Below are 12714 nucleotides of genomic sequence, written 5' to 3' on the forward strand. Positions count from 1 at the left end.
TTACGCCCGCGACTTGGCTGTGCCGGCGCCAGAGATGTCACGCAGCTTCATCTCCTTGAAGCGGGTTTCGATCGTGCCGCGCTGCGACGCGGGATAGGCCGACAGCGGCGGAATCCCTCCGGTCAGGCAGAACAGCAAGAGATCACGCGCCAGCGGGGCCGCGACTGCCGAGCCGCCGCCGCCATGTTCCACCACGACCGAGACCGCCACCTTGGGCCGGTCATAGGGGGCGTAGCAGACAAACAGGGCATGGTCGCGCAGGCGCCATGCGAGGTTCTTGTTGTCGATCACCCCGCTCGCGCGCTCGGCGGCCGAGATGATACGAACCTGCGCGGTGCCGGTCTTGCCAGCCATCAGCATCGTCTCGTCCGCGACCTTGGAGGCCTTGGCGGTGCCGCGTGGGCTGTTCATCACCTCGAACATGCCCTGCCGCACTGCGGCCAGATATTCGGGCGTGATCTCCAGTTGCGGCGCATCCGGAACCGGCAGTTCCTCGCTCCCGATGGCCTTCACAAGTCGCGGCGCGATGGCCCGGCCGCTGGCGATGCGTGCCGTCATCACCGCAAGCTGCAGCGGAGAGGCCAGCACATAGCCCTGACCGATCGAGGCGTTGATCGTGTCGCCGATGCGCCAATCCTGCCCGTAGCGCTGCGCGAGCCAGGCCTTGTCCGGCATCACCCCTTCGGTGATGGCCGACATCGGCAGGTCCATGCGCTGTCCGAGACCCAGTTTGCGGCCCACCTCGGCGATGCGGTCGATGCCGATCTTCTGGGCGATATCGTAGAAATAGACGTCACAGCTTTCAGCCAGTGCCGAATGCAGCGACACGGTGCCATGGCCGCCCCGCTTCCAGCAGTGGAACCGCCGCGTGCCCACCTCATAGTGGCCCGGACAGTAGACGCCGGTCTGTGCATTGATCAGCCCTGATTCCAGCGCGGCCAGTGCCGTGACCATCTTGAAGGTCGATCCCGGCGGGTAGGCGCCCGCAACGGCCTTGTTCGACAATGGCCGGTGGTCGTTTTCCATCAGGGTCGAATAGTCTTTCTGGCTGATCCCGCGCACGAACAGGTTGGGATCGAAGGACGGGGCCGAGGCGCAGGCCAGAATGTCGCCGGTCTCGACATCCATCGCGACCATGGCGGCGCTTTCCTCGCCCATGCGGACCTGTGCAAAATTCTGGGCCTCGGCGTCGATGGTCAGGCGGATGTCATCCCCCGGAGAGCCTTCGATGCGCTCAAGCTCACGCATGACCCGGCCCACGTGGTTCACCTCGATCCGCTTCTGGCCGGCGCGTCCGCGCAGGTTGTCCTCGATCCAGCGCTCGACGCCGATCTTGCCGATCTGGAACTTGGGGATCTGCAGCAGCGGATCGGGGCTTTCGATCTCGGCAAGGTCCTTTTCGGAAACGGGACCGACATAGCCCACCACATGCGCGAAATCGGTGTCCAGCGGATAGCTGCGGCTCAGGCCGACCTCGGGCGTCACGCCGGGCAAGGACGGGGCATTCAGCGCGATCTTGGAAAAGTCGGTCCAGCTTAGCCGGTCGGCTACTGTGATCGGCACGAATGGCGAGCGTCGCTCCACCTCTTTCAGGGTCTTTTCGATATCCTCGGGTGTCAGCGGCACGATCGAGGCCAGCCGGTTTAGAACCTGCGGCACATCGCCCGCGTCCTCACGCGTGATGACGACGCGGTAGTTCTGTTCGTTGCCGGCGATCAGCTTTCCGTTGCGGTCAAGGATAAGGCCACGGGCAGGCGGGATAAGGCGGATGTTCACCCGGTTCTCTTCAGCCAGCAGTCGAAACTCATCGGCCTGCTCGACCGAGAGATATCGCATCCGCGCGCCAAGGACGGCCACAAAGGCCCCCATCGCGCCCCCCATCAGCACGGCGCGGCGGCGCACCTTGCGGGCGCTGTCCTCGGTATCTTTCGGCGTCCGTCTCACAACCTGCGTCCCATGTCGTCGACCTCGCCCATGCCGGGTTTGTGCACACCCAGCGTGACGTGTGAAAGCCACACCACCACAGGATAGACCAGAATCGAGGCCAGCACCTGCACCATTGCATAGCCGAAACCGACTTGCGGCAGCATCACCAGCGAAAAGGTCAGACGATAGCCTAGGAAAAGGGCAATCATCATCAGGCCGATAAATAGCCATTCCACCAGAAAACTCAATTCACGGGTCAGTGCGATGCGGGATCTCAGGATCTCGGTTCCCAGAACGACCAGCGCGGCCCAGAGGCCCGGCGGACGCAGCAGAAGCAGGTCCTCAAGGAAGAAGACCGCGGCAATCAGCAGGACCGGTAGATAGTCGGGGCGCCGCAGAAGCCAGGCCAGCGTCAGGCACAGCAGCAGATCAGGTCCGGGCAGGCTGCCCGCCTTGGTGCCCAGAGGAAGCAGCCGAAAGAAGATCAGCGTCAATGCAACAAGGACATAGATGCCGCGGTGCAACAGAACGTCGCGGCGCAGCGGATCAACCATTGCTATCCCCGGTGGGCAAAGGGGCATCGGCATCCACCTGCGCCTCGGCGGCGGGCGGCGGGCCAATGAACTCTCGGTTCACCGGTGGCGACACGAGGCCACCCGGATCGGTGATGGGTTCAAGGTCGTGGCTGCGCAGCACGCGCAGGAACTCCAGCCGCTCATAGTCGGCGGCAAGCAGCACGCGCAGGCGCCGGTCAGGGCCCTGCGCCACCTGACCCACCAGCAGCCCGGCCGGGAATACTCCGCCATCGCCCGATGTCACGACCTGATCGCCGGGGCGCACCAGATCGGGCTTTTCGACGAATTCAAGCGGTGGCACCGCGCTGTTGTCGCCCGAAAGCAGCGCCTTCTGGCCCGAGGGCTGAACAACAACCGGGATGCGGCTGTTCGTATCGGTCAGAAGGATGACCCGAGCCGTCCGCCGCCCGACGCCCGAGATGCGCCCGACCAGCCCCACGCCATCCATCGCGGCCCAGCCGTCGCGGATCCCGTCACGGGCGCCCACATTCAGCAGCACCGATTGGCGGAACGGGCTGCCGCTGTCGGCCAGAACGACACCGGTGATATGGGTCAGCTTCGGGTCCAGCCGCACCTGATTGAGATCAAGAAGCTTGGCGTTCTGTTGCTCAAGCCGAAGTGCTGCCTCTTTCCAGACGCGCATCTGCTGCAGTTCTTGCCGCAGGTCCTGGTTCTGTTCGTAGAGCTTCTGGTAAGACTGAAAGCCCTGCGCCATCTCGGTGGCCTTCGACACGGGCAACAACACCCAGTCGAAATTCGGCACGAAACGGTCGATCAGAGCCGTCCGAAAACGCTCGACGCGCGGACTGTCAATCCGCCAGATCAGGAAGAGCGCGAGCAGAAGCATGACCAGAAGCCCGACCAGGATCCGGCGGATCGGTCGGGTGAACTCTTCCGGTGATGTGCGGTTGCGTGCCACGGGCGGGCCTCAAACGCGGGATTAGCTGTCGTAGTCGATGACGTGCCGCAGTTGCTTTTCGTACTCCAGCGCCTTGCCGGTGCCAAGCGCCACACAGTTGAGCGACTCGTTCGCGACCGAGATCGAAAGGCCGGTCTGTTCGCGCAGGGCGAGGTCGAGATCGCCCAGAAGCGCGCCGCCCCCGGTCAGCATCACGCCACGGTCGACGATATCAGCGGCAAGGTCCGGCGGCGTGGTTTCCAGCGCCTGCATCACCGCGTCGCAGATCTGCTGTACGGGCTCGGCCAGCGCTTCTGCCACCTGGGCCTGGCTGATCTCGGTTTCCTTCGGCACGCCGTTCAGCAGGTCGCGCCCACGGATCGCCATGGTGGACCCGCGCCCATCATCGGGCATGCGCGCCGTGCCGATCGAGGTCTTGATACGTTCGGCCGTGGTTTCGCCGATCAGCAGGTTCTGATGGCGGCGCAGATAGCTGATGATTGCCTCATCCATCCGGTCACCGCCGACGCGGACCGAACGGGCATAGACGATGTCGCCCAGCGAGAGAACCGCAACCTCGGTCGTGCCGCCGCCGATATCGACGACCATGCTGCCAGTCGGTTCGGTGATCGGCATCCCCGCCCCAATGGCCGCGGCGATCGGCTCGGCGATCAGGCCTGCGCGACGGGCGCCCGCCTGCAGCACGGAATTGCGGATGGCGCGCTTTTCTACCGGAGTTGCGCCATAGGGCACGCAGACGATGATCTTGGGCTTCGAAAAGGTCGTGCGCTTGTGAACCTTGCGGATGAAATGCTTGATCATCTCTTCCGCGCTGTCGAAGTCGGCGATGACGCCGTCGCGCATCGGACGGATCGCCTCAATGCTGCCGGGTGTGCGGCCCAGCATGAGCTTGGCATCCTCGCCTACCGCCAGCACCTGCTTCTTGCCATCCTTCACGTGATACGCCACCACCGAAGGCTCGTTCAGAACGATCCCCTTGCCGCGGATATAGACCAGCGTGTTCGCGGTGCCGAGGTCGATCGCCATATCCGACGAGAAGATGCCGGTGAGTGACATGCGGGCTGCGTCCTTCGTTCAAGGGTCAGGGCCGGGTGCGGGCCGGCCAAAAAAGTTAGAATGCCCGCGACTCGGGTGCCACGGGCAGGGGCGCCTTCATATAAAGTCACCTATTGGGCGGCGAAACCCCGGAGTCGCTGTTGCGGCACAATTCCGCGTGTGCCGTCAAGTCTTTCCATAAACGAATATTCGCGGTGCCCGCGTCTGGGTGATCTGGTCCGATACCTGTCAAATCGCGACAATCAGCCCCCTGAACCCATCGCGTGTGCAGACTATGGACGCGCAGGTTTCGCTGCGTTACCTCGGTTTCATGCCAAGATACGCGTTGAAAATCGAATATGATGGTGGCCCCTTTGCTGGCTGGCAGCGCCAGGCGCAGGGTCAGAAATCCGTGCAGGGCGCGGTGGAGGCTGCGCTCGCGCGGCTGGAACCCCGGGCGCATACCATTGCCGCAGCGGGCCGAACCGATGCGGGCGTGCACGCAACAGGGCAGGTGGCCCATTGTGATCTGGAGCGGGACTGGGATCCCTTCCGCCTGACAGAGGCGCTGAACTTCCACCTCAAGCCCGCGCCGGTTGCAGTGGTGCAGGTGGCTCGGGTTCCCGACGACTTCCATGCCCGCTTTTCGGCAGTCGAGCGGCGCTACACCTTCCGGCTGGTCAGTCGCCGGGCGCCGGTGGTGCATGACCGGGGGCTGGTCTGGCAGGTGCTGAACCGGCTCGATCTGGTGGCGATGCAGGCGGGTGCGGCCTATCTGGTCGGGCACCATGATTTCACCACCTTCCGCTCGTCGATCTGCCAGGCCAAGTCGCCGGTCAAGACCATCGACGAAATCCGGATCGAGGAGCTGCCCTATCATGGCGGCACAGAGATCCGTTTCCACCTGCGCGCGCGCAGCTTCCTGCACAATCAGGTGCGATCAATCGTTGGCACCCTGGAACGGGTCGGGGCGGGGGGCTGGTCACCCGAGGAGGTCAGGGACGCGCTCGCGGCCCGTGACCGCGCGGCCTGCGGCCCGGTTTGCCCGCCGCAGGGGCTCTATCTGACCGGAGTGGGCTACCCCACCGATCCGTTCGCGGGCTGATCGGTCGGACGGGGGCTGTCTGCCCCCGCGCGCCTGCGGCGCTTCTCCCGAGGATACTTTTGAAAAGAAGAAGGCTCAGCAGGCTCTTTCTTCTTTTCTCAAATATCCTCAGGGGGTGAATTGCCGTCAGGCAAGAGGGGGCGCGAGCGCCCCCTGTCTTGTTTCAGCGCACGAGTTCACCAGCGAGGGCGCGGTCGAGCAGGGCGATGGTCTCGCTCACGCCGTAAAGGGCGATGAAACCGCCAAAACGCGGGCCGTCCGAGGCACCAAGCAGCACTTCGTAAAGCGCCTTGAACCAGTCGCGCAGCGGTTCAAACCCGTGATCCTTGCCAACGGCAAAGACCATGCTCTGCAGCGCCTCTTCATCAAGGCCACCGTCCCAGGCGGCAAGGCGCGTACGCAGGTCGACCATCGCCGCGCGTTCCTGATCGGTCGGCAGGCGGAAGACGCGCGTGGGCGCAATGCGGTCGGCAAAGTAGCGCACGGCAAAGCCCGCCGCAGCATCGAGATCGGGGTTCGCTTCCGGCGAGGCGTCCGGTGCATAGCGTTTGATGAAGCCCCACAGGCCCTTTGCATCCGTGGCCCCTGCCACGCTGGCAAGGTTCAGAAGCATCCCGAAGGGTACCACCATATGCGATTGCGGCGGGATGCCGCCATGGATGTGCCAGACCGGGTTGTTCACCTGTGCGTCCAGATCCTGCGTGGGATAGGCGCGGAGCTGCTGGTGATATTCGTCCACCGCGCGCGGAATCACGTCGAAATGCATCCGCTTGGCCGTCTTGGGCTTTTGGTACATGAAGTACGACAGGCTTTCGGTCGCGGCATAGGTCAGCCATTCGTCAATGGTCAGACCATTGCCCTTGGACTTCGAGATCTTCTGGCCCAGATCGTCAAGGAACAGCTCATAGGTGAAATGCTCGGGCTTCTTGCCGCCCAGCACCTCGCAGATGCCGTCATAGATCGGCGTGTTGGTCGAGTGGTCCTTGCCATACATCTCGAAGTCAACACCAAGCGCGGCCCAGCGGGCGCCGAAATCGGGCTTCCATTGCAGCTTGACGTTGCCGCCGGTCACCGGGAGCGTCCACTCGCGCCCGTCCTCGTCGTCGAAGGTGATGGTGTGGTTCACCGCATCGACGTTCTTCATCGGCACATAGAGCACGCGGCCCGTTTCCGGATGGATCGGCAGGAAGCAGGAATAGGTCTGCTGGCGTTCCTCGCGCAGCGATTTCAGCATGATGGCCATGATCGCGTCATAGCGTTCGGTCGCTAGGCGCAGCGTGTCGTCGAACTGGCCCGAGCGGTAGAACTCGGTCGCCGAGTAGAATTCGTATTCGAACCCGAAGGTATCGAGAAAGCGGCGCAGCATGGCGTTGTTGTGATCGCCAAAGCTCGGGTATTCCCCGAAAGGATCGGGAACCGAGGTCAGCGGGCGCTGCAGATGTTCGCGCAGCATCTCGGGCTGGGGGACGTTGTCGGGCACCTTGCGCATGCCGTCGAGGTCGTCGGAGAAGCAGATCAGGCGCGTCGGGATGTCGCTGATCACCTCGAACGCGCGGCGGATCATCGTCGTGCGCGCGACCTCGCCAAAGGTGCCGATATGCGGCAGGCCCGAGGGGCCGTAGCCGGTCTCGAACAGCACATGGCCCTTTTCCGGTGCCTTCTTCTCGTACCGCTTCAGAATCTTGCGGGCCTCTTCAAAGGGCCAGGCTTTCGATTTCATCGCGGCGTCACGAAGGGCGGACATCGGCGCATCCTCATGCTGGCGCAGGCCCCATGCCCGCGCAGAACCTGCCTCTCCTATTGCTGGCCCCGGCGCGCGTCAATATTGTCTGGTCGCAGAACACCAAAGGAAGGACATGCCAAGTGACTGATACCACCCCCTCGCTTTCGCCCCAGGACGCGCTGGTCGCCGTAATGGTCGCCGCCTCCGCCTCGGACGAGAATATGCGCACGGCGGAACTGGTGGCGATCAGCCGCATGGTGAACCACATGCCCGTCTTCGCGGCCTATGACCCGGATCGCATCCGGCGCGTGAGCCGCACAGTCTTTGATCTTTTTGAGGTCGAGGACGGGCTCGATGCGCTCTTTGGCCTGATCCGCGAGGCTTTGCCCGAGCGGCTTTATGAGACGGCCTATGCGCTGGCCTGCGATGTGGTGACGGCGGATGGCAAGCACAACCAGATCGAACTGCGGATGCTGGAAGAAATCCGCGACGAGCTGAACATCGATCGCCTGCATGCCGCGGCGATCGAGTGGGGCGCGCGGGTGCGTCACCTGACGCCATAAGGCATCAGGCGTAAAGCTGCGCCCAGCGGGCCAGAAGATTGCCCTGAAGGGTTCTGGCGCGCCGGTTCCAGGCGTCGCCTCCCGGCGGATCTTCGCGTTCAGCGAGGGTCAGGCGGGCACGGCGTTCGGGATCGGCGGCAAAGATGGCGAAGGCCATCTGCCGCCCGCCCGGCGGCTGCACATAGCCCGCCAGCGCCGAGACGAAGTTCAGTGTGCCGGTCTTGGCGCGGATCTGCACCGGGTGATCCTTCACCGGCTTGCCCTTTGAATCCTGCATCGGGTGCAGCTTCAAAAGCGCGGGAAGTCCACCCTGATGCGTGTCGGTCAGCACCTTCACCATCTCGACCGCCGAGATGCGCGATGCGCCGCCAAGCCCGGAGTGGTCGGCGATGCGGGGGGCAATGCCGTGGCGGATGCGCGCCCATTCGCGCATCGCCGTGACGGAGCCCAGATGGGTGGCCGCCTGTGAGGCCGAAAGCCCCATCACCTCGGCCGTCAGGTTTGTCGAATGCTTAAGCATGTCGCGCAACAGGATGTCGAGCGGCGCACTGTCGTTGCGCGCAAGCTCTGTTCCCTGAGGCAGGGTATCGACAAAGCGCGGCGCGGGCAGCTTGATGCCTTGCGCGGCGCAAAGGGTCTGGAACACCTCGGCGGTATACAGACCGGGGTGGCGCACTGGCAGCCAGCGTGCGCCGCCCTTGCCAAGTGCTGCAGAGGCGACGGTCCAGTCTTCGGTGCTGCCCTTCTGCTCAAAGGTAAAGAGCGGCGTTTCACGTTGTGCCACGCGGACCCGCGCCATTCTGACCGCCGGAGTGAACCGCTCGGCCCGGGCGTCCATCGTCAGGTTCCAGTCGCCGCCGCGCTTGCGCCACTCAAAATGAACCCGGTTGAAGTTCAGGTTCAACCCACCGATGGCCGGGTTGTAGCCGACAAAGTCAGGCTGTTCATCATCGATCCGGTCCATGCGGGGCAGGGCCGCATCCCAGATCAGGTAGTCGCCGGTTGCGCCTGTGACGCCCGCGGCGCGCAGTCTGGCCGCCAGATCGCCCAGCATGTCGGTATCAAGCGCGGGATCGCCCCCGCCGGCCAGCACCAGATCCCCCTGTACCACGCCGCCCGACACCGGGCCTGTGGCCAGAACGCGGGTGGTAAAGCCGCGGGCAGGGCCCATCCGGTCCAGCGCATAGGCGGCGGTCAGCGCCTTCATCACGCTGGCGGGGGGCAGTTGCCGCGAGGGTTCGACGGCCTCGAGGATCGTCCCTGTCCGTGCATCGGCCACGACAAAGCCGACTGCCCCGCCAAGCTCGGCACCCGCGATGAGGCTCTCGGCGCTGGTGGGCGTGCTGCGCTCCGCCGATCCGTCACCGCGGCGACGCGGCAGAAGCGAGACCGCCGGTGCCTCGGCAAATGCCGGGGCCGCGGCTGATGCCAGAAACCCCGCCAGAACTGCGCGTCGAGACCATGCCATGCCAGACTCACCCTTGTTTTCTTGACACTGGCATAGCGGCCCTGTCGCCGTGGGGAAACCCCACCGCGCAGGGATGTGATGCGGTGGCGGCTTTCTTTTGCACACATTGCCTGCTAAGGGCGCGGCCTTGCCGCCGCCAACCGGATCTACCATGACCGCTGACCGTACACCGCCCTCTGCCGCCCTGACGCGCGTCGCTGACCTTGTGGCCGAGGGGCTGGTGTCTGCGGGAAACGCAGAAGGGCTGGAGGCCGTAGCGGAACGGTTTCGCATCCGTCTGTCGCCTGCCATGCGTGATCAGGCGGCATCGCAAGGGATCGCAGCGCAGTTCGTGCCCACCCTGGCCGAGGCGATCACCCGGCCGGAAGAGCTGGTCGATCCGATTGGTGACCGCGCCTACAGCCCTGCGCCGGGGCTGACGCATCGCTACCCTGACCGGGTCATTCTGGCTGTCACGCAGGTGTGCGAGGTTTACTGCCGGTTCTGTTTCCGCCGCGAGACGGTTGGAGCGACGGGGGTGCTGCCCGAGGGCGATCTGTCGCAGGCTATCGACTATATCGCCCGTACGCCCGCGATCCGCGAGGTGATCCTGACGGGCGGCGATCCGATGTCGCTCTCGGCCCGGCGTCTGGCGGCGGTCCTCGATCTGCTGGAGGCCGTGCCGCATGTCGAGACGCTGCGCATTCACAGCCGCGTGCCGGTTGTCGCGCCCGAGCGGGTCGATGCCGCCATGATTGCCGCGCTGGACCGGGAAAAGCCCGTGCATCTGGTGATCCACACGAACCACCCCGACGAGCTGACCCCGGATGCCGCTGCCGCGATGCGCCGGCTGAACCGGGCGGGGGTCGCGATGTTCTCGCAATCGGTCTTGCTGCGCGGTGTGAACGACGATGCGGATGTGCTTGAGGCGCTGTTTCGCGGCCTGCTGCGCAACCGGGTCAAGCCCTACTACCTGCACCATTGCGACCTGGCCGAGGGCACCAGCCATTTCCGCACCACGATTGCCGAGGGGCGGGCGATCATGGCCGAACTCAAGCGCCGCCTGTCGGGACTCGCGCTGCCGTCCTATGTGCTCGATATCCCCGGCGGGGCGGGGAAGGTTATGCTGACCTCGGCCCATGTGCAGCCCGACGGGGATGGGCGCTGGCAGGTGACCGACCGGCTTGGGCGCGTGCATGCCTACGCCGACCCGGCGCGAGCCTAAGGGTCACGCGCGACGCCCCCTGAGCAGCGGCAGCAAGCCAAAGACGATCTGACCGGCAAGCCCCAGTTGAGGGGCAGGGGTTGCGTAGCTTTGCAGATACTGGATCAGGGTTTGGCCGAAGGCCAGTGCCAACGCCAATTCGGCCAGCATCAGAAACGCGAATGCCGTGCCGCCCATGACCGCACGCGCGCCCGTGGTCAGATCGTGCCCCCGCACGAGCCGCCCGCAGATGACCCAGGCCGCGCCCAGCATCACCGGCAGCTCCAGCGCGACCGCAGGCAGGGCGCCGATCCGCGGCTCCAGCAGCAGCGTTCTGACCGTGCCCAGCAGAAAGCCCAGGCCAAAGATCGCGGCGAAGTAGGCAAGGCCAAGCCGTGACGCATGCCGCATCCCCATGTCATTTCCCCTCTTTTCTTTCGCGCTTTGCCCGTTATAGTCCGGCGCCATGACCACGGGGCAACATATCGCATTTCCGCGCATCGGCGCATCGGCCAGCCGTGGCCTGCTTCTCCTTAGCTGCCTCTGAGCGTGCCTTCGGGTGCGACCGCTCGGAGGTGACCAGCACCCAGGGATCGAAGCATCAGAATTCAAGGACAGAGCCATGACCGACACCAGCGCCCAACCCCGCGTCGTTATTTTTGACACCACCCTGCGTGACGGCGAGCAATCGCCCGGCGCGACCATGACCCATGAGGAGAAGCTGGAGATTGCCGGCCTCCTGGATGAAATGGGCGTGGATGTGATCGAGGCGGGTTTCCCCATCGCCTCCGAGGGGGACTTTGCGGCCGTCAGCGAGATTGCGAAGCGCGCGAAGAACAGCACCATCTGCGGGCTGAGCCGCGCGAACTTCAAGGACATCGACCGCTGCTGGGAAGCGGTGAAGCATGCGAAATCGCCGCGCATCCACACCTTCATCGGCACCTCGCCGCTGCACCGCGCCATCCCCAACCTGACCATGGATGAGATGGCGGACCGCATCCACCAGACCGTGACCCATGCGCGCAACCTGTGTGATAACGTGCAATGGTCGGCCATGGATGCCACACGCACCGAGCATGACTATCTGTGCCGCGTGGTGGAGATCGCGATCAAGGCAGGCGCCACCACGATCAACATCCCCGACACCGTGGGCTACACCGCGCCGCGCGAATCGGCTGACCTGATCCGCATGCTGCTGGAACGGGTACCGGGCGCGGATGAGGTGATCTTCTCGACCCACTGCCACAACGATCTGGGCATGGCCACGGCCAACAGCCTGGCTGCCGTTGAGGCGGGGGCGCGTCAGATCGAATGCACGATCAATGGCCTGGGTGAACGCGCGGGCAATGCCGCGCTCGAAGAGGTGGTGATGGCGCTGAAGGTCAGAAATGACATCATGCCCTTTGCGACCGGCATCGACACCACCAAGATCATGCATCTGAGCCGCCGGGTCGCGACCGTCTCGGGTTTTCCGGTGCAGTTCAACAAGGCAATCGTCGGCAAGAACGCGTTCCTGCACGAATCCGGCATCCATCAGGACGGCGTGCTGAAGAACGTCGAAACCTTCGAGATCATGCGCCCCGAAACCATTGGCCTGACGGCGAAGAACATCGCCATGGGCAAGCATTCGGGCCGCGCCGCGCTGCGCGCAAAGATGAAGGAACTGGGGGTAGAGCTGGGTGACAACCAGCTGAACGACCTGTTCGTACGCTTCAAGGCCTTGGCCGACCGCAAGAAAGAGGTCTATGACGACGACCTGCTGGCGCTGGTCAGCGACAGCGACACGCACGAGGCACATGATACGCTGCAGGTTCGCCGCCTGCGCGTGATTTGTGGCACCGAAGGACCGCAGGAAGCTGAACTGACCCTGGCGATTGATGGCGTCGAGCACAGCATCGACGCCACCGGCGACGGCCCGGTGGATGCGGCCTTCAACGCGGTCAAGATGCTGTGGCCCCACAAGGTGAACCTGCAACTCTATCAGGTGCATGCCGTGACCGAGGGCACTGACGCCCAGGCCACTGTCAGTGTCCGGATCGAGGAGGACGGTCGCATCGCAACCGGCCAGTCGGCCGATACCGACACGATCGTAGCCAGCGTGAAGGCCTATGTGAATGCGTTGAACCGCCTGATCGAGCGGCGGAAGAAATCGAACCCAGGTGATGACGTGAAAACCGTCGATTACCGCGACGCGGGCTAAGAGGAAACGGGGGGCGG

11 protein-coding genes are annotated in these 12714 nt (G+C 64.5%); 4 read left to right on the top strand and 7 right to left on the bottom strand.

Annotated features, from left to right (window positions below; genetic code table 11):
- The 4 genes from mrdA to FQU74_RS02890 are packed head-to-tail and all read right to left on the bottom strand — an operon-like array spanning window position 1 to window position 4476.
- A complete protein-coding gene (mrdA, locus tag FQU74_RS02875; RefSeq protein WP_146284928.1) occupies window positions 1-1944 on the bottom strand; it encodes a penicillin-binding protein 2 in 1944 nt (647 codons plus the stop codon).
- Entirely contained in the window at window positions 1941-2480 is a 540-nt protein-coding gene (locus FQU74_RS02880) for a rod shape-determining protein MreD (protein ID WP_146284929.1), read from the bottom strand. Before FQU74_RS02880 ends, mrdA begins: the two co-directional genes overlap by 4 nt.
- On the bottom strand, window positions 2473-3420 hold the full coding sequence (gene mreC / locus FQU74_RS02885; RefSeq protein WP_146284930.1) for a rod shape-determining protein MreC: 948 nt from the start codon (window positions 3418-3420) through the stop codon (window positions 2473-2475). The genes FQU74_RS02880 and mreC overlap by 8 nt, the downstream gene beginning before the upstream one ends.
- Before the next feature lie 21 nt (window positions 3421-3441).
- Window positions 3442-4476 (bottom strand): rod shape-determining protein, encoded by a 1035-nt coding sequence (locus FQU74_RS02890; protein WP_146284931.1) that lies wholly within the window; start codon window positions 4474-4476, stop codon window positions 3442-3444.
- A 310-nt stretch (window positions 4477-4786) separates the two neighbouring features.
- Here FQU74_RS02890 and truA point away from each other — a divergent pair, with 310 nt between their 5' ends.
- Window positions 4787-5560 carry a tRNA pseudouridine(38-40) synthase TruA gene (gene truA / locus FQU74_RS02895; protein WP_146286184.1) on the top strand — a complete coding sequence of 258 codons (774 nt, stop codon included), beginning with the start codon at window positions 4787-4789 and terminating at the stop codon, window positions 5558-5560.
- 163 nt (window positions 5561-5723) lie between these two features.
- On the opposite strand, the gene FQU74_RS02900 is transcribed toward truA, so the two are convergent.
- Window positions 5724-7304 (bottom strand): lysine--tRNA ligase, encoded by a 1581-nt coding sequence (locus FQU74_RS02900; RefSeq protein WP_146284932.1) that lies wholly within the window; start codon window positions 7302-7304, stop codon window positions 5724-5726.
- Window positions 7305-7474: 170 nt separating this feature from the next.
- On the opposite strand from FQU74_RS02900, the gene FQU74_RS02905 reads away from it, so the two are divergent.
- Complete coding sequence (locus tag FQU74_RS02905; protein WP_229704358.1) at window positions 7475-7846, top strand: tellurite resistance TerB family protein; 372 nt, start codon at window positions 7475-7477, stop codon at window positions 7844-7846.
- 4 nt (window positions 7847-7850) lie between these two features.
- Here FQU74_RS02905 and dacB read toward each other — a convergent pair whose 3' ends face one another.
- Complete coding sequence (gene dacB / locus FQU74_RS02910; protein WP_146284934.1) at window positions 7851-9314, bottom strand: D-alanyl-D-alanine carboxypeptidase/D-alanyl-D-alanine endopeptidase; 1464 nt, start codon at window positions 9312-9314, stop codon at window positions 7851-7853.
- 151 nt (window positions 9315-9465) lie between these two features.
- Here dacB and FQU74_RS02915 point away from each other — a divergent pair, with 151 nt between their 5' ends.
- Complete coding sequence (locus tag FQU74_RS02915) at window positions 9466-10518, top strand: lysine-2,3-aminomutase-like protein (protein ID WP_146284935.1); 1053 nt, start codon at window positions 9466-9468, stop codon at window positions 10516-10518.
- A 3-nt stretch (window positions 10519-10521) separates the two neighbouring features.
- Here FQU74_RS02915 and FQU74_RS02920 read toward each other — a convergent pair whose 3' ends face one another.
- On the bottom strand, window positions 10522-10914 hold the full coding sequence (locus FQU74_RS02920; RefSeq protein ID WP_146284936.1) for a hypothetical protein: 393 nt from the start codon (window positions 10912-10914) through the stop codon (window positions 10522-10524).
- 205 nt (window positions 10915-11119) lie between these two features.
- Here FQU74_RS02920 and FQU74_RS02925 point away from each other — a divergent pair, with 205 nt between their 5' ends.
- Complete coding sequence (locus tag FQU74_RS02925; protein ID WP_146284937.1) at window positions 11120-12697, top strand: 2-isopropylmalate synthase; 1578 nt, start codon at window positions 11120-11122, stop codon at window positions 12695-12697.
- Window positions 12698-12714: the final 17 nt, after the last annotated feature.

Origin of the sequence: Gemmobacter aquaticus (genome assembly GCF_007859075.1) — a bacterium.
In the GTDB taxonomy this organism is placed as follows: Bacteria; Pseudomonadota; Alphaproteobacteria; order Rhodobacterales; family Rhodobacteraceae; genus Gemmobacter; species Gemmobacter aquaticus.